19 protein-coding genes, 1 other RNA gene and 1 pseudogene are annotated in these 16,951 nt (G+C 66.1%); 5 read left to right on the top strand and 16 right to left on the bottom strand.

Annotated elements, in window-relative coordinates; translation table 11 throughout:
• From ACYQ6J_RS06060 to ACYQ6J_RS06000, 13 genes are all read right to left on the bottom strand, one after another.
• On the bottom strand, nt 1–223 hold a 223-nt coding region (locus ACYQ6J_RS06060), incomplete at its 3' end, for a hypothetical protein (RefSeq protein WP_460183290.1).
• A 52-nt stretch (nt 224–275) separates the two neighbouring features.
• A complete protein-coding gene (locus ACYQ6J_RS06055) occupies nt 276–659 on the bottom strand; it encodes a hypothetical protein (RefSeq protein ID WP_460183289.1) in 384 nt (127 codons plus the stop codon).
• Between the two features lie 12 nt (nt 660–671).
• Nucleotides 672–1,100 (bottom strand): hypothetical protein, encoded by a 429-nt coding sequence (locus tag ACYQ6J_RS06050; protein ID WP_460183288.1) that lies wholly within the window; start codon nt 1,098–1,100, stop codon nt 672–674.
• Nucleotides 1,101–1,105: 5 nt separating this feature from the next.
• Nucleotides 1,106–2,368 (bottom strand): hypothetical protein, encoded by a 1,263-nt coding sequence (locus tag ACYQ6J_RS06045; protein ID WP_460183287.1) that lies wholly within the window; start codon nt 2,366–2,368, stop codon nt 1,106–1,108.
• A gap of 88 nt (nt 2,369–2,456) precedes the next feature.
• Nucleotides 2,457–3,098: a hypothetical protein gene (locus tag ACYQ6J_RS06040; RefSeq protein WP_460183286.1), complete on the bottom strand. Its 642-nt coding sequence runs from the start codon at nt 3,096–3,098 to the stop codon at nt 2,457–2,459.
• Between the two features lie 37 nt (nt 3,099–3,135).
• Nucleotides 3,136–3,516 (bottom strand): hypothetical protein, encoded by a 381-nt coding sequence (locus ACYQ6J_RS06035; RefSeq protein ID WP_460183285.1) that lies wholly within the window; start codon nt 3,514–3,516, stop codon nt 3,136–3,138.
• An 8-nt stretch (nt 3,517–3,524) separates the two neighbouring features.
• A complete protein-coding gene (locus tag ACYQ6J_RS06030; RefSeq protein WP_460183284.1) occupies nt 3,525–3,860 on the bottom strand; it encodes a DUF2190 family protein in 336 nt (111 codons plus the stop codon).
• Between the two features lie 67 nt (nt 3,861–3,927).
• The gene (locus ACYQ6J_RS06025; protein ID WP_460183283.1) at nt 3,928–6,057 is read right to left on the bottom strand and encodes a phage major capsid protein; all 2,130 of its coding nucleotides are present in this window, start codon (nt 6,055–6,057) and stop codon (nt 3,928–3,930) included.
• On the bottom strand, nt 6,038–7,417 hold the full coding sequence (locus ACYQ6J_RS06020; RefSeq protein WP_460183282.1) for a phage portal protein: 1,380 nt from the start codon (nt 7,415–7,417) through the stop codon (nt 6,038–6,040). The genes ACYQ6J_RS06025 and ACYQ6J_RS06020 overlap by 20 nt, the downstream gene beginning before the upstream one ends.
• A 109-nt stretch (nt 7,418–7,526) precedes the next feature.
• Nucleotides 7,527–7,724: a hypothetical protein gene (locus tag ACYQ6J_RS06015; protein WP_460183281.1), complete on the bottom strand. Its 198-nt coding sequence runs from the start codon at nt 7,722–7,724 to the stop codon at nt 7,527–7,529.
• A gap of 144 nt (nt 7,725–7,868) precedes the next feature.
• On the bottom strand, nt 7,869–8,084 hold the full coding sequence (locus ACYQ6J_RS06010; protein ID WP_460183280.1) for an NrdR family transcriptional regulator: 216 nt from the start codon (nt 8,082–8,084) through the stop codon (nt 7,869–7,871).
• A complete protein-coding gene (locus ACYQ6J_RS06005; protein ID WP_460183279.1) occupies nt 8,077–10,377 on the bottom strand; it encodes a terminase gpA endonuclease subunit in 2,301 nt (766 codons plus the stop codon). The genes ACYQ6J_RS06010 and ACYQ6J_RS06005 overlap by 8 nt, the downstream gene beginning before the upstream one ends.
• A complete protein-coding gene (locus ACYQ6J_RS06000) occupies nt 10,367–10,591 on the bottom strand; it encodes a hypothetical protein (protein WP_460183278.1) in 225 nt (74 codons plus the stop codon). The genes ACYQ6J_RS06005 and ACYQ6J_RS06000 overlap by 11 nt, the downstream gene beginning before the upstream one ends.
• Nucleotides 10,592–10,735: 144 nt before the next feature.
• On the opposite strand from ACYQ6J_RS06000, the gene ACYQ6J_RS05995 reads away from it, so the two are divergent.
• From ACYQ6J_RS05995 to ACYQ6J_RS05975, 5 genes are all read left to right on the top strand, one after another.
• Nucleotides 10,736–11,272, top strand: coding sequence for a winged helix-turn-helix domain-containing protein (locus ACYQ6J_RS05995; protein WP_460183277.1), 537 nt, complete (start codon nt 10,736–10,738; stop codon nt 11,270–11,272).
• Between the two features lie 366 nt (nt 11,273–11,638).
• Complete coding sequence (locus ACYQ6J_RS05990) at nt 11,639–12,490, top strand: amidoligase family protein (protein ID WP_460182174.1); 852 nt, start codon at nt 11,639–11,641, stop codon at nt 12,488–12,490.
• An RNA gene (locus ACYQ6J_RS05985) (hammerhead ribozyme type II) lies at nt 12,491–12,561 on the top strand.
• A 25-nt stretch (nt 12,562–12,586) separates the two neighbouring features.
• A complete protein-coding gene (locus ACYQ6J_RS05980; protein ID WP_460182175.1) occupies nt 12,587–12,877 on the top strand; it encodes a hypothetical protein in 291 nt (96 codons plus the stop codon).
• A gap of 9 nt (nt 12,878–12,886) precedes the next feature.
• Complete coding sequence (locus ACYQ6J_RS05975; RefSeq protein ID WP_460182176.1) at nt 12,887–13,561, top strand: class II glutamine amidotransferase; 675 nt, start codon at nt 12,887–12,889, stop codon at nt 13,559–13,561.
• Nucleotides 13,562–13,581: 20 nt separating this feature from the next.
• Here the strand turns inward: ACYQ6J_RS05975 and ACYQ6J_RS05970 are convergent, their stop codons facing one another.
• The 3 genes and pseudogenes from ACYQ6J_RS05970 to ACYQ6J_RS05960 all read right to left on the bottom strand — a co-directional run bounded on the left by ACYQ6J_RS05970 (nt 13,582) and on the right by ACYQ6J_RS05960 (nt 16,821).
• Nucleotides 13,582–13,959: a DUF1937 family protein gene (locus tag ACYQ6J_RS05970; RefSeq protein WP_460182177.1), complete on the bottom strand. Its 378-nt coding sequence runs from the start codon at nt 13,957–13,959 to the stop codon at nt 13,582–13,584.
• Between the two features lie 211 nt (nt 13,960–14,170).
• A pseudogene (locus ACYQ6J_RS05965) lies at nt 14,171–14,422 on the bottom strand (HNH endonuclease signature motif containing protein); the annotation flags it as partial.
• Complete coding sequence (locus ACYQ6J_RS05960; protein WP_460182178.1) at nt 14,419–16,821, bottom strand: DNA methyltransferase; 2,403 nt, start codon at nt 16,819–16,821, stop codon at nt 14,419–14,421. The pseudogene ACYQ6J_RS05965 and the gene ACYQ6J_RS05960, both read right to left, overlap by 4 nt.
• Nucleotides 16,822–16,951 lie beyond the last annotated feature (130 nt).

Raw genomic sequence — 16,951 nt, 5'->3', positions numbered from 1 at the left:
CGGCGATCAGGGCCTGGACAGCCCCATCGGGTGTGTAAAGGGCCGTGCCCGAGATGCTGAGCTCCTTCAGTGCCACCACAGTACGCTTGACGCCCTGGCTATCCCGGGTAGTGACGTCGGCCTCGCTGCCGCCCAGTTCGACGGTCACCTCCTTGACCAGTTTCAACTGGCTGCCGCCGATCGACAGCGTGCATTCGCGGCCCAGTTTCCAATTGGTTGCCATACTGTCAGTTCCTCCGCTTCTTGCTCACGGATTGGCGTCCGCGGTCTGTTGTCTATCGCACCGAACCGGCCCACAGCTTCGGCAGGCGGTCTTTTGTCTTCTCCAACGCCGGGCCCATGAAGGGGCGCTTCGGGTATCGCTCGCGCCGATAATGCCCGCCGTGTTCATGGGCCTTGCCGGCCGTGCCAAACGACTCGACATCCGGCCCGATCACCACCGCCTGCCGAGATTTCTCGACGGCGTACTTGATCGCCCGGGGCAGACGGCGGGTGTGCGTGTGCGGCGGCTGGCCGGTTGGCGACGGCCCTTTCCGCTTGCGAACGCTCCGCACCGCCGCCAGGCGGATCGCACCGCCGGCATGGCCGAGGTTTTCGATATTGGCCCGCTTGGCCTTCCGGGCGACCTTGTGCATCTGGCTTCTGGTCTTCACCTTCATTCCCACCATCGCTTACCCCACGACGCGAAACGAGAGCGTGAGGATGCTGGTGAAGCACCGAAGCTCGTCGAGATGCTCGACCGCATAGACCGGCTCGTTCTCCACCTTCACGCACAAAGCGGACGGCATCGCCGCCGGCCGCCGCAGCCGGAAGTGCCGGGCGATCTCTTCCACCAGCCCCAGAAGCGGGTCGATCTCTTCGGACGACTCGGCATCGAGCTTCTGCTGGACGGCCAGGTCGATCTGGTACTGGCGGCTGTCGTCCGCGCGGCTTGCGGCCTCGATCACCAAGGCCCTGGGGACCACGCTCACCTGGAGCGTCTTGAGGTCCGCCGGCTCGAACCGTGGCCGATAGAGCCGCCGGGCAGCGAAGGGTAGGCTCCATCCTTCGGCGTTCAGTTCCGAGACGACCGCATCGGCCAGCGCTACGATCGTGGACACGCGGATCACCTCCTTGCGCGCGACTTGGCGGCCGATGGCCGCGCCCGTCGGCTCTTGACGGCTTGGCTTTGCGCTGTGCCGGCCGTCTTGGGCGGTCCGGGCACAAGATTCACCAACAGGCCCAAGAGGTAGACGAGCCAGCCTTTCATCACCAGCATGATCAAAACGAACACCACGCCCGCGGCCAGAAGCCACGAGAGGATCACCCGAAAAGGGCGCGCCAGGACATCGAGCAGCCGGGACAGCAGCCCGTCCGCCGGCCGCCTCAAGTCGCGGTCTTTGTCGGGGCGATAGTCGGGATCGGGCTTGCGCAATCGCTCGAAGGCCTGCCGAAAGCCTTCCGCCCCGTCGGCATAGTCGTCTTGCCGATGCAGGACCTTGCCGTCTGGGGCCTGGACGTAGATCGTCGGCTTGCCGGCCGTGTAGAAGCCCGCCCCCGCCACGGCCCAGTGATCGGGCGGGTAGTCCTGGACCAGGCATTGGTTGGCGATATCGCTCAGAGAACCTTTCAAGTCGTCGAGCACCCGGCGGCGATCGGATTCCGTGCCGATCACGGTCAGGCGCAACTTGCCGCTATCGTCGGTAAGGCTGCCGGCCTGGAGGATTTGCGCTGCCTCTGCCCGCGTGATCTGGCGGCCGCCCAGCGTGATCCGCTCGGCCGAACCGTCGAGGCCGGCTCGATCGATGCCGAAGTTCTGGACCCCGTCCTGTTCCACCACCGGCAACGGGCCTTCCGGCTTGGACGCCGGCGCAGCGCCGGGGCCATCGCGCGGCGCGGCGCGGCCGGCAAGGTCAGGGGCGGTCGAAGACGGCTGGGGCGGCGAGGGCGGCGGTGGCGGCTGAGCCGGCTTGGTCGAAGCCGGCGGCGACGGCGAAGCGGCGGACGCGCCGCTTGTTCCCGCGGTGCTTCCCGACGTCGAGGGCGAAGGCTCATCGCGCCGCAGCACCACGCGGACCGTCTGGCCCGGCGAAAAGCTCAGAGTCCACTGGCGATGGGCATCGCCCCAGCGGGCCGTCACGCGATACCGGTAGCGCCGGCCCGGCTCCAAGGGCGGCGTCTGGACGCGCCCCTTTCCGTTCAGAAGTCGTACCGCGTGGCCATCGAACCAGACTTGGCCATCCTGCGGAACAACTTCGACATCGAACACGGCCGGCTGCCACACCATGCGGTCGACAACCATCGGTTGCCACTGGGGCCAACCCGACGGGATGGAGCAACCGTTCGGCCCACACTGGCCAAGCAAAAGCGGCAACAAGAGTGCGTACATGTCAGGTCCTTTACAGGCTTGGGGCTTGGGACTTGGGGCGGGGGGATGGGCACTGGCTCCTCAGGCCCCACGTCTCATGTCCCACGCCTCAGTTGGTCGGTACAGGGGGCGGGGGCGATGCCAACAGGATCACCGCCCAGCCGTTCCCGAGTCCCGTCCACGAACGCCGGAATTCTTCGGGCGTCATCCACTCGATCTGGTTTTCCCCGATGTAGTTGTTGTCCAGCACGGCGAAGTAGCGATCGTCGGCATGGACCAGGTTGACCATGTGGGCGATCCGGCCGCCGCCATAGCGGCCGCTGGGGCTATAGCTGTAGGTGACCGCGGGCATCCGGCCCGTGCGGCAGGCGAGCTTCAACAGGTCCAGGTCATTGCCTTCGTAGTTCAGAAATGCAGGCGCCTGGCTTGCCCCACGCTGCCGGGCCATCTCGGGCAGGTACTTTTCGACGGCCCCGGGATACGCCCCGCCCGGTACCCCATGCTCCTGAATCCACTTCGGGGCCTCTTGATAGGCCGGCACGTTCTGCCACAGGGCCGCATGGTGGATCGAGGTCCACACGCAGCAGCCCTGGCCACGCGAGGTGGTGTTGCGGCGATGCAGCTCCACCGGAAAGTCGCACTGGACCTCGGTCCCGTCGGGGGATCGGTTGCCGCCGACTGTGGCCGCAAGGCCCGCGGCCGCCAGCCCCAGAAGGCAACATAGTCCAGCCAGAGCAAGTAATCGCGTCATCGCATTTCCTTCAGCCTTCGGTCTTCAGCCTCTGGTGTCACTCCTCGCCGATCCGTTTGGTGTGAATCCGCAGCAGCTTGCGGTGCGGATCGCTCCATCGCCACTCGGGTTCACCGCCTGGCGCAAGCACCTCGTAGACCAGGGTCTTGCCGTCCTGGTTTTCTCGAATCTGATCGCCCCGCCTGGGCAACGTCGTCTGGCCACCGAGAATCAGGTCCTCCGCCGCGATCAAAAAATCCCGGTCGGTCCACTCCATACGCACGCCGCCGTAGCCATCGTCCAGCTTTAGCAGCGTCCGCCCGACGATCGCTTGGACAGTCACCTCGTCGGTCCCGCGTCGATAAACAATCGGCCGCGAGGCGTGGGCCTTGAGCTTCTCGGCTAGCCAGCCGAGGCCATCGTCGAGCAGGTCGCCCATAGAAATCGTCACTGGCTGAGTCGCACGCGGACGGTGGTCGCCCCGGTACCCGCCGCGCGGACGGCCTTGCCTACCAGCTTGTTGGCACCACCGCCATCTGTGGTTACGGCCAGCTTATTGGTGGCGTCCCAATAGACCTTGGCCCCGGCCGCGAACTCCGTCGCGCTCGCCTTGGACAGGTCGAACACCCCGGCCACGGCCAGCGAGCCCGGCGTGCCGGCGGGAATGGCGCTGCGGGCGATGCCCACCAGGTCCCCCTGGACCACCACATCGCCGGCCGCACAATCGGCCGGCGGCGTGTAGTCGACCGTCTGTCCATCCTGGATGAAAACAGCCGTAGGCATTGAAGTGATCTCCTATTCCTGGGTTAGGCGCAGGATTCGTTGACCCTGGCGCTATGTTGCATCATGCTCAGCTTTCCCCCTTCAGTTTGACCCCGCCACGCGGATCTTGCAGGGCGATTCCAAAATCATGCACCCCCCTCATTTGGATGCCCAACACCGAGAAGTCCGCGTCGGCCGTCTCGATCGTCGGGCTCTCCTGGCCGTTGAGGAACGCGACCTCGATGACCGGCAGGTCGTCCGGCGTGGCCAGCAAGTACCAGGCCTTGCTGGAACTGCCCGCATACTGGCTGTTGGACAGGTAGCGGCTCACCTCCACCCGGAACTTGCCCTGGTGCGGGTTGGCCACCGGGTAGCTCTTGTTGCTCGTGGTGTCGCGCAGCTCCATCGACTTGTAGAGCTGCGAGCCGATAGCCGAAAGGGCCGTAGGCACCAAGAGGATCGCCGGCATGATCCCGATCGGCTTGCCGTCGCTGTCCACCTGGTCCATGAACGCCACCTCGGCCTTGGTCAGGCCGTCGATCGAAAGGGCCGTATCGGCCCCTTCCAGGTAGTTGCGGTTGGCCGCCGTGAAGAAGTTGGCGTTATCCAGGAACGTGCTCCAGAAGACGTCGTTGATCTTCAAGCCCGAACCGCGGCCCAACTTGCGAGGCACGGTGGTGATGGCCCCCAGATCGTCGTTGATGATGTCCCGGCGGTCGATCGACAGGACCAGGCCGTAGGTGTCGGCCTTGTTGGTGTAGGTCTCGTTGCCGAGGGTGCCGTGCTTGAGTTCCCCGCCCGGGGCGACCTGCTCGTACTGGTCCGTGCCGATGAGGCGATAGCTCGTCACCGTCTTGAAGTCCGAGACGTTCCGCACCGCGCAGATGTTCCGCCAGGTCCGCTCGACCGAGAAGAACCCGTCCAAGAGGAACTTGTTGGCCACGTTGGAGAGGATGCCGCCGATGTCGATCGTCGAGAACCCGGCCTCCAACTCGGGCCGGAAGGCGAAGCGGAGCACCGCGCGGCTGTCGCGGAAGTTCCGGCCCGGGTAGCCGTTGGCCCAGGCGGCTTCCAAGAGAAGCTCCTGAAGACCGATCCCGCCGCGGAACCGGCGCGTGGCTGCCTCCAGGGTCGGCTCGTCGAAGAGCTCCTCCACCTGGGCAGCCTTGGCCGTGAGCATGCAGGCGGCCTCGAGCAGTCGCTCGGTGACGACCTCTGCGCTGCGGACATGAACGGCCGGGACTTTGGGGCGTTCCTCCCGCAAGACAGCCAGCGCTGTGCGACTAATGTCCCAGTGTTCCTGGATCGCTTGACTCTCGATCTGCGGGTGCTTGCCGCCGCAGATCATGCGGACGGCCAACACCCGCGCGGCTTCAGCGGCCTGGGCGTCAGAGGTCTGGGGCTTGGGACTGGGGACTTGGGGAGTGGGCCCAGAGTCGCCTCCGTCCGCCGCGACGCGGGTGTCCGCAGGCTCGCCAGGTTGCACTTGAGGATTGGTGTCGGAAAGGCTCTCCATCGCTTGGTTCTCCTTTTGGCTTGCTTGCAAGCCGGCCGCGGCCAGGCTGGCACTGGTCGCCCCGTCGGCCCCCAGGTCCACGAAACTGATCTCACCCAACGTGGCCTTGCGGACGACGTTCACCGGGCCGCTGAACTGGCGGCCGTTGACCAGCACCTTCTGGTTCTCCTTGACGAACTCGAACTCCTCAACGGCCGCCCCGATCGACGCCTGCCAGGGAAAGCCATTGCGGGCACTGGCGACGATCTCCCGGGCGGCCTGCGTGTCGCGGGAGACGACACCTGTGGCCACTAGGCGGCCGTCCTCGATGCGGATGGCGTCGGTGTGCCCCACGCCGCTTGCCATGTCGTGGCCGAAGCGGATCGGCCGGCTTTGCGAGGGAATCGCCAGCCCGGCTAGGTCCACCACTACGGGATAGCGCCAACCGGCGATCCGCATGGGCCCGCCCGTGTAGGCCACCATCGAGAACCGCGGCAGCCGCGGCCTGCCCTCCGCAGGACCATCCTCTACCGCCTCGATCGTGATCGAGCCGGGATCGCAGACCAGGTTCAGGTGCGCCTCCGTGCGCACCTTCCCCTGTCGCTCGCAGACGGCCCGGCGCTGCGCCGCGTCGGGGAACTCCTCGACCATCACGGCATCGCCCATGCACCGCTCGATGAACTCATCATGCGATTCGTCCGGCTTACGTTGCGGTAGCGGCATTCGTCGATTCCTCCTCTTCGTCCTCCTCATCCGTGTCCTGGTCATCTGATGCCGGCCCAGGCACGGTCTGTGTGGGCGAAAGCCCCAGCTCGCGCATCAGGGCCAGTTCCTTGGCCCGCTGACGCAGGGCCTCTTCCCAATCGCGGCCCTGCCGGGCGTACTCGTAGGCCAGGGTCGTGGTGTGGCTGGCCAGGCGCGTGGCCTGGGCCGTGGCCTCCTTGGCCGGGTCCACGTGCTCCTGCCCGTCCCAGAACCACTGGTGCGGCCACTCCGGCATCGGCCCCAATTCTTCGGGCCATAACTCGGGGATCAGCACCGCCTCGTCCAACCAGGCGGCCAGCACGCGATCCAAAACCACGGTCTCAAGATGGGCCTGCTCGACCCGCAGGCTCTTGTAGTAGGTCTGGTGGTCCAGCCGGCCGGAGGCGTAGTTGTAGCCGCTACTGTTGCCCGCTGCGACGCAGTACGGCATCGAGAGGCAGCGGGCAATCTCGTTGAGGATTTCACGCTTGAACTCGGCGTAGGTCGTGGCGGGCTGCTCGGCCTGAAGCTGGCTCATCTTCCAGCCGCCGGGCATGGTCACCAACGCCCGCTGCTCCAGTTCGATGGGCTCGAACGGTTCGGCCGCGTCCGCCTCGCCGCCCGGCGGGGCGTCGGTGTAGAGGATGCCGGCGAAATCGGCCGCCGTCTCGGCAGCGGCGATCACCGCCAGCGTGAACCGCCGTAATTGGGCAAACAGCGGCAAGGCCGGCATGATGTCGGGGATGCCGCGAACCTGGCCAGGGCGGTCCATGCGGAACCAGTGGATCACCGACTCGGCCGGCAGGCGGTCGTACTGGAGGCCCAAAGCCACAAGCGCATCGCCCGGGTGGTCCCGCAGCACGTGGTACTCGACCGGGTTGCCGCTCGAATCGAAGACGATCCCATCGACGGCATTGGCGCCAAGGGCGCTGGCGTCCGGCGTGGTCACCTGGTCGGCCTCGACCAGGCGAAGGTCGAGCTTGACCTGGGTGGCCAGTCGCGGGTTGCTGGTCAGTATCGCAAAGGCCTCGCCGTCCTGCGCCCGGGCCATGCGCATCGTGCGGAGTTTCTCGGCCAAGCCCGTTGCCTTTGCCCAGCGGGCAAACTCCTGTTCGATCCGCCGGTTGGCCTCGGCGCTTAGGGTGAGCATCTGGAGCCGCGGGCCGGTCCCGATCGTGTCGGCTGCCAGCGTGAGCACGATCCCGCGGGCGTAGCTGTTGTTGGCCACCTCGTACCGGGCGCGGTTACGCAGGATGCGCCGGACCTCGAGGCTGTTGGCCGACCGGGCGGAAAGCCCATCGGCGGCCGCCCAGTGCCGGCGGTTGTCCTCGGTGGTCATCGCCGCGTCGTAGCGGGCACGCAGGGGAAGCGCTGCCCGCCACGAACGCAGGCGATGACGAACAGGGGTGGCCTTCCTTGGCCACACAAGACGCATCCACGCGAACAACTCAGTTCACCCCCGGCGGGACGAGCTTGTTGAACCTCAGGCCGCGCTTGGTCTTGCCAGCTGCCTCCTTGCTGGCCAGGTAGCGGTCCGCCTCGATTTGCTCCGAAAGCGGATGCTGCTCGACACTGCCCGCGTCGCCGGCGACCTTGGCCGGTCCTTGGGCGTTCTGGCGGATGGTGTCGTCAAGGTCGTCGGCCACCTGCTTCGTCTCCGGCAAACGCGAACCTGCCTCACGAGGATGCCAGGCCAGGACTTGGCGTGAACATCCCCTATTAGTTGACCTACCCGGCCTGAGGCCGAACTGTCGGAGTTTTTCGCCCGGAATCCCGAAATCGTGCTACATCTAGCGATCCGGGCCTACCAGGCGAGGGGGCAGCTCGTAGGTCACCATCCGTCTGCCGCAGTGGCGGCAGACCTTGCGGCGGCGGATGCGGCCGCTCGGCAAGGGCTCGGTGTGGGTGGTGCGCAAGTGGCAACACCCGCACCGGGGGCAGGCGATGCCACGCTCCGGCTTTGGGGCTTGGGGCGTGCCGCTTGGGACTTGGAATGCATCATCCATGATGGCTTCGCCTCCTCCGCTGAAGCTCCGCAAAGCTGACTCGCCGGCGATCCTTGCCCGGTTCGGCGGCCATTCCCGGCAGCGAAACCCCCTGGATCGACGCGGCCACCGCACAGCCCACCAGGCAGTCCAGCCAGTGGTTGTCGCCGGCCGACACACGCAGCTTCCACTCGTCCACGGTCCGGCCGCGGCCCTCGGTCTTCACGCGATACTCGGCCGTCACGTGCTCGGCGAAAAGCCGGTGCTCGTCCGGCCGGTCGCCAAAGAGCGAAAGACACCCCCGGTCGCCCATCGCCACGGCCAGCCGGGCGTACACGAACGACTTCCAGAAGTTCGTGTCGTAGACACAATAGCGCACGGCCCGGCGGCCTTGGACGTTCGGGATGCGCCAGTTGAGCCCACAGCGATCGCCCGGCTTGCGCTGGTAGTCGTTCAACGGGCGGCTGGACGCCCCGATGAACCGCCCGTGGCTGGGCATCACCACGGCGGCATGGGCCGATTGGCGGCAGAACTGGTAGACCACATCCGTCGATTGGCCCCAGTTGGCGTCGATCAAACACCTCTCGATCCGCAGGCAGGCCCCATCATCCCGTCGGAACTCGCGGCCCAGGTAGTCGCCGGTGAGCTTCTCCAGCCCCGCATAGATCGCCCCCTCCACGCCGGCGGCCTTGGTTGCGGCCGCAAGCGTGATCCGGGCGTCGCGGAGCGTAAAATACGGCCGCTGTTGCCTGGGATAGGTCCCATAGTCGATCACGTAGCCCGTGAAATCATCCTCCCAGGCCGCCACCACGAAGAACAGCAAGTGCTGCTGCACGTCGATGAACATCACGAGGTGATTGCACCCGATCGGTATTTCGCCGCGGCGCATCCGGTTCAGCTTCGCGGCGACTGCATCGGCAGAGAGGTCCTCCTCTTGGGCCGACTCCTCAGGCAAGGGTTCGTTTTGGTACTCGGCCCAGAAGGCCCGCTCGTCCTGGAGCTTCAGATTCATGGCATGCTGCACGGCCGAAAGCTCATCGTGGTTGTAGCGCTCGGGCCAGGCTACCACGGCCCCTTCATCCATGGCCTCGCGATTCTGGCGGTAGAACTCCGTCGCCTCTTCGCCGTGCCCACCGCGGCGAAAACTTTCGGCACGCAGTTCGGCATATTTCTGCCAGAGCTTTTCATGGGTGGGGAAGCTGTAGACAAGCTTCGTGCGCTCGCCGTTCCATTCTGGGTGTTTGTCGCGCGAGAGGATGTTGTCGGCCATGTCGCCCGGGCGGATGACCGTACAGGGCATGATGCCGCTGATCTTCTTGCCGGGCCCAGCCAGGCCCAACACGGCGCCGGCCAGGATGCTCTCACGCGTGGCGCACTGCGAAAGGCTTCGGGCCGACTCGTCGGTTTGCGGATCATCGAGCACGACCAAGCTGGGCCTTACCGTGTGCCCATCGGCCCGCTTGAACTTCATGCCCCGGATGCGACCCGTCAGTCCTGCCACCTTGATGATCGCGCCGGAGGCCTTGCTTCCGGGGATCGTCGGCAGGACGATCTCCCGGGCGGTCCAGCCGATGTGCGTCCGCTCGCCCCGGTAGAGCTGCCCGGCACAACGATTGGCGATGCCCTCCAGGCAATGGATCGGGTAGACCACCTCGGGGAAGTCTTCCAAGAGCAGCTCGTTGCCATCCAGTTCCATCTTGATCGACTCGAGCATGGCAATCGCGTGGCCTTCGTCCGAGCCGATCAGGCAGACGAACTCCCGGTGGCCGTAGAGCACGGCCCAGAGACAGGCGGTCTCGGCCAGGGACGACTTGCCCGCCCCACGGGGCATGGCCATCGCAAACAGTCCGCCGCGGAGCACCGCCTGTTCGATCTTGGCCATCACCTTCAGGTGATCCGGCGACCACGGCAGGTGGAACGTCATCGGGAAGTACTGCTCGCAGAAGAAGCGGAAGTCGTGCTCGGCCCGCGCTTTCCGCTCGGGCTTGACCACCGCCGGTAGTTCGCCGATGTCACGTCCGGCGAGCGACAGGGCCTTGTTCCGTGCCGCCGCACGCTCCTTCAAGAGGCTGTAGGCTGTAGACTGTAGGCTGGAGGATACGCATTTCCCTTCAGCCTGCCGCCTACAGTCTCTAGTCTCTACCAGCCACGCCGCGTAGCGGAACAGGTCCACATGCCGCCCGTCGCCGACGCGAAAGCCCGCGCGCGTGCGGTGGCGGTGCAATTGCCGCTCATCCAGCACCGTGCCCAACGGCGTGGAGTTGACCAGCCGGCACAGCTCGCTCGGACGCAGTCGCCTGGGGTCAATCGCCACGGCCGGCCTCCTTCAAGAGCCACGCGACGTAATGCACCAGGTTCATCGTGCCGTCGGCGTTCGTCGGAGCCCCGGCGTCGATGTCCGCTTGGAGCATGGCCAGGGTGACCGCCTTCGGCCCGGCGGCCGACAACAGCCGGGCCATGTCCTCCAGCCGTAAGGCCTGGGGGCTGAGCGGGCTAGCTTGCCGTCCCGGGACGCTGGTGTCCGTCATCGGGTGCTACGCCTCTGCCGAGAAGTATTCCGCGAATTCCATCCGCTGCGGCGGGAAACCCGCTTGATGTGCTGGCCGAAACATGGCTCCTGTGTCATGACGCGAAGCAACCCCCTGTTTCCCTTTGTTCCAAGGAGCGATGCGATGAGACGCGACGAAGTCCAGATCGGCAAGCTCTACATTGCCAAGGTCTCGGGCAAGCTGGCTTCCGTGCGGATCGACGGCGAGAATCGCCACGGCGGCTGGGACGCCACGAACCTGGCCACCGGCAAGAAGGTCCGCATCAAGAGCGCCCAGCGGCTGCGGGGCGAGGCCGACAGGCCGAAGCGCGCCGGCCGGAAGGCCGCGCAGGCCGAGCCGCAAGTGGCCGCTGAAGGGGCTGTCCCCGACAGCGCCACGCCAGGCGACGAGGCGAAGCCGCGCTGGCGCCCGACCAAGGGCGAGTCCAAGCCCAAACGCACCAGCGGGCTGGACGCCGCTGCGCGGGTGCTGGAAGAAGCGGGCCAGCCGATGACGGCCAAAGAGATCGTCGCCGAGGCCGAGGCCAAGGGCTACTGGAAGTCGCCCGGCGGCAAGACGCCCCACGCCACGGTCTACGCGGCGATCATCCGCGAAATCGCCACCAAGGGCCCACAGGCCCGCTTCCGCAGGACGGAGCGTGGCAAGTTCGCCAGGGCGTAAAGCACAGCACGCCCGTCGCCCAACCCCGGGCCCGCGCCCGGGGTTTTCTCTTGGCCTTGGCCCACAAGTCCCTGTCCCCGCCAGCGACGCCACACGCGGCCACGGTGGGCCCCACGTGGCCAACACAGCGCGACCCCCGCACCCTGGCCCGGCAACGACCCCGCCCGTCTTAAGCCCCCATCTTCCGGCCGGCTGGCCGAAAGCGCTGCTCCCCCACCGGTCACAAGCGTGAGGCGGTGCTACCGAGCGGCCCGAAAGTATTCCGAAAAATCCGGCCCAGCAGGCGGGAAATCCGCTTGATGTTTTTGGCCGTTCATGGCTCCTGTGTAATGTACGCATGAACATTACACCATCGATGGAAACGCCATGAACGCCAGCGACCTCACCTTCGGTCTCGAAATCGAGACCATCGCCCCGGATAGCGCCGTGCGAAACGACGGCCTGCGCATCGGCCCCTACCGCCGCGGAATCCAGGTGCCGTACCTGCCGGCCGGCTGGAAGGCCGAAGCGGACGGTTCCATCGACAACGGCAATGGCGGCCACAAGTGCGAAATCGTCAGCCCCGTGCTCCAAGGCGAAGAAGGCATCCGCCAGGTAATCGAGGTGCTCAGCACGCTTGAGGCCAAGGGGCACCGGGTCAACGCCTCCTGCGGCGTCCACGTCCATGTCGGCTGGAATCGCGATTGGCCGAGCGAGGCCCTGGCCCGGCTGGTCACCATCGTCGCCTACCTGGAAAAGGGCCTCTACGCGATCACCGGCACCAAGAACCGCGAGCGGGGCAGGTACTGCGGCGGGGTGCGGAAGTACGGAAGCGACAAGTCGGCCAAGCCCGCCTTGGACCGTGACCGCTACCACGCCTTGAACCTGACCAATCTCGCCCGCGGAACCAAGGACACGGTCGAGTTCCGCGTCTTCAGCGGTTCGCTCAATCCCACCAAGGTCGCCGGCTGGATTCAGGTCTGCCTGGGCTTGGTGGAGCGGGCCCTGGCGGCCAAGCGGATGCCTACCTGGACCCCGAAGGCTCCCACGGGCGGCTGGAAGAAGTCGGGCCCGGGCCAGAGCGAGACGGAACGCCTGCTGGGCTACTTGGCCTGGGGAAAAGGCTACGCCCGCATCCACGGCGGCAAGCAGTACGGATGGATTTCCGACGCCATCCCACAGGACCAGATCAAGGCCGAGTTCCGCCGGTTGGCCAAGAAGTACGACGCCATGCCCTGAAGCCGAAACGCACGCACGGACGCGGGCGTCGTGGCCGGATGGGTGCCGGCCGCCTGACGAGGCAACCCAAACCGAAGCGACGAAAGGATCACAACCATGACGCACACGAAGCGACTCGCTGCCGACCAGCGTCTGACCGCCACCGAGTGGGCCGCGGTCCTGGCCCGGGGCATCCGCGCGGATGTCACGCCGGGCGATTGGGCCGCAGAAATCGCCCGCCTGGCCGAACGCCTCTCGGACATGGCCGATGCCCGGCGGGGCGACGCCGCCGTCTGCCGCCAGCGCGAGCTTGCCGCCACCGCCCGACGCGATGCCGCCTTGCTCGCTGCGGTAGCAGACGCCTTGGAATCCCACGCGATCCGCCTGCAATCCGGTGATCTGGCGTAGGGGGCGGCCATGTGCGGCATCTTCGGATTCCTGAGCACCGATGGACGCGGGCCGGACCTGGCCCGCCTGCGGCACATTGCCGCCGAGACGGAAACCCGCGGCCGCCATGCCTTCGGCCTGGCGTGGATCGACGTCGACGGCACGATGCACACCTTCAAGCGCCCGGGCGCGGCTACGGCCTGCCTGGCCGACCTGGACGTCTGCCGCCACGCGGTAGCCGTCATCGGCCACTGCCGCTGGGCCACCCACGGCGACCCCCAGGACAACCGCAACAACCATCCCCATCCGGCCGGCCGCGGCTTTGTAGTCCACAACGGCGTGGTCCGAAACTACGCCGACCTGGTGCGGCGCTACCGACTGCGGCCCAAGACCGACTGCGATAGCGAGGTGCTGGGCCTGCTCATGATGCGCCGAGCCGGGACGCTTCTTGAGCGGGCCGCCTGGGCCGTGGCCCGAACCGAAGGCCCCCTGGCCCTGCTCGGCCTGTGGAACAAGCCCCTGCGGTTTCTGGTCGTCCGCTGCGGGAACCCGCTGTGCTTCTGCCAGACGCCCGGCGGGTTCTACTTCGCCAGCCTGCCCGCGGGGCTGCCGGGCAAGGCGTTCTCGATCCCCGACGAGTCTGCTCGCGTGCTGCGGCTGGAGGGCGGCTCGCTCAAGCATCAGGACCTCTCGATTCTCGCGTAGACGCATCGTGCATCCCCTCCTCAACACGCCGCCATCCCGGCGGCCTTCTCTTCGGTCAACTCCGCCTCGCTCACAAAGCGGACCGGCTTGCCCAGCGCCCGGACGATGGCAATCTCGGCTTGCACCCCGCGGCTGTGTTGCCAGCCGTCGAGCTTGAGCACCCACAGTTCGTCGCAGGCGGCCAGAAGCTCGATGTCCTGCCGCTGCCAAAAGCCCCAGTCCACGGGCAGGCCGTGCTGGGCAATGCAGTGGCTGTGGGCGATGGGCGAGAACACCACGTGGCCCCGCCGGATGAGTTCCGCGGCCGCACGGCAAGCGGCCTCGAAACGCTCTTGGCGCACCGCCGCGTCGGGATGCGAATACGGACTGGCGAGGTACGTAAGGTGGCTTCTTTTCACGCAACGTGTCTCCATTGCCGTCTCTTCGCAATGTGATTGATTGCCCCGGGGGTAACGCGGCCAACGCCTTTTGCGGTTCCCCCGCCTGAATCCTTCGTTTGATCTCGGCCACCTTCTGCTCGTCGAGCTTGGCACAACCGTGACGCGAGCCAAGGTGGGGTGTGTTGACGCGCCGCCCCTTCGCATCCATGTCGTGTATGTTGTCTGCCGGAGTCCCCAAGAACAGATGGTCTGGATTCACGCACAATCGGTTGTCGCACCAGTGACAGACAAACAGACCCTCGGGAATCTCGCCGTAGACCAATTCAAACGCCACGCGGGATGCAGGTCTTGGTTTTCCGTTGATGTTGATCTGACCGTAGCCGCCCGTCCCTGTGGATGCCGTCCAATTCCAACAACCTTCCAGTGCGGAACGATCGACTTTTCTCCAGAAACGCGCAGCGACAGAGTCTGGATGGGTCATACCGCTGCCTCCAATCTTTTTCGCTCCGCCTTCTTGCCCGTGAAGTTTTCGAAGCGCTGGACGATGGTGTCGCAGTACAGCGGGTCCAGTTCCATCAGGAACGCACGCCGCCCGGTCTGCTCGGCCGCGATGAGCGTCGAGCCGCTGCCGCCGAACAGATCCAACACGTTCTCGCCGGCAAGCGACGAGTACTGGATCGCCCGCACGGCCAGCTCCACGGGCTTTTCGGTGTTGTGCGATAGCCCGACAGCCGTCTGAAACGACGGGTGCCCCTCGATACTGAGATTCCATACCTGCCCTCCGTAGGGCACCCGTTCTACGCTCTTAACGCGCCGCAGCGAGTACTCCTGGCCGCCGTGCTCCACCCAGGTGGGACAACCACGCTTGGCCAATTGGGTCTGTTCGTAAAAGTAGAGGTAGTAGACCCGCCGCCGGCTCTGAAAGCGTCGGTCGCCGACTCCGCCGAGGTCGGGAGGGGGATCGTATGCGTAGACGTTCGCTCGGTAGCCCACCGACTCGGCCAGCAAGGCCAACTGCGCGGCCAGATCCGCCGACACCGTGTTCCCCTGCCAATACGGGCGATCGTGGACCTTGCAGCCGTCGCCGTTGAGCCAACCGTGCAGGATGGCGCTGCGCTTCGCGCGCGGCAGGGAAAAGACTTCCGGCGCCATCCGCTTGGCATGAGCGTGACGGCCCCCCAGGGCCTCGAACCGCTCTCCGGCATCGGCGTCGAAGGCCATCACCACCAGCCCGCTGGAGGGCCGCTGCGCGTAATCGTTCGGGTCGTACTCGCTGGCGCGGGGCCATTGCTTGCAGATTCGCGCAGCCAAATCCTGCCGCCTCTTGTGGATCGAGAAGACCGGGTAGCGGTGATCCCCGTGGCCGGCCGCCTGTAGATGCCCCTGGGCCAGGTACAAGCCGAACAAGAACCAGAAGTCTTCGTCCAGCTCAGGAAAGGGATCGGGACCATCGCCGGCGAGGACGGGGGTCATCGTGTAATCGCCGGCCTGCACTTCATCGGCGCGCACCCAACCCACCTCGCCGCCCACGATGCTCCGGCCGCAGCGTGCGGGACGCCAGATGAGAAACGGGTGGTTGTCCGAGGCCTCCGTGGTGATGTTTCCCCCCTTGGCCGTGATCCGATACAGGTACTCGGACGTATAGGGATGCGACGACACATGGACGACATCGTGGAAGGTGCCGTCGCCTGAAAAAACGCGGTCGCCCGTTTGAAGGGACCGAATCGGGCGATAGCCAGCCTCCGTCAGGACCAGGCTCTCGGGGTGAAGGCATAAGTGGAGCATCTTCTGCGGGCTGACCTTCTTGACCTGCCACAGGTCGGGCACGTTGTTGGGGCCGAAGAAGCGGTGGCCCGCGCCCTCCTTCCACCCGTAGAACGCAAGTTCGAAGCACCCAAGAAAGTCTTTTCGGGTCAACACGGGATGCTCTTTGTCCCACACGATTCCTTGCGAGAAGTAGAGCTTGTGCTCCTTGAGCACTGGGGGATAGTTGCCCAGATTCGCATAGCCGCCCCAGATGTAGAAGGCGTGGCCGGGACGCAGCGCCCGCGCGATATTGCCGAACCAGGCGTGCAGAAGCCGGTTGAACTCTTCGTCCGAAACGAAGTCGTTTTCCAGCGGCCGGTCCTTGGCCCGCAGCTTGCGGTGCGTGGATTTGGCTTTCTCCGGGTGCCGGGCCACGTCCATCGACTGGTGGTGCCCACGCCAACGACGCCCGCCCTGCAGCTCTTCGGCCGAAGGATACGAGCTCAAGCCCGCAGCGATGGCGTTGTTCGATCGGGGCTCGACCCGCACGTTGTACGGCGGGTCGGTGTTCACCAGGTGCACCGGGTTGCCATCCAGCAGCCGGTCCACGTCCTCGGCCTTCCCCGCATCGCCACAGAGCAGCCGGTGGTCGCCCAAGAGCCACAGGTCGCCAGGCCGGGTGATCGGCTCATCGGGCGGCTCGGGCACCTCGTCAGGGTCGCACAGGCCTTTTTTCACGCCCGGGTCTAGCAGTTCGGCCAGTTCCTCTTCCGAGAAGCCCAAGAGGCCCAGGTCGTAGTTCATCCCCTGAAGCTCGCCCAGCTCGATGGGCAGTAGCTCGTAGTTCCACTCGGCCAGCTCGGCCGTCTTGTTGTCGGCGATGCGGTAGGCCTTGACCTGCTCGGGCGACAGGTCCTTGGCCACGTGGACGGGCACTTTCTCCAGACCCAGCTTCTGGGCCGCCTTCCAGCGCGTGTGGCCGCAGATGATCACCCCATCGGCGTCCACCACGATTGGTTGCTTGAAGCCATACTCCCGGATGGACCGGGCCACGGCCTCGACGGCCTGGTCGTTTTGTCGCGGGTTCCGCTCATAGGGAATCAGCCGGTCTACGTCGATCCATTCAATCTTCATGCTTTCCTCCGTGACTGCGACATTGGGGACGGATGTGGCGGGGAGCGTCGTTTCCGCAGGGGCCACGCGGACACGCCTTGCACATGGGGCCGAGAGCCGCCCCCCCACCGGTACCGTTTGGCCGTTTCTA

It is taken from the genome of Thermopirellula anaerolimosa, assembly GCF_054657335.1.
This window is presented reverse-complemented; position numbering and strand designations above follow the sequence as displayed.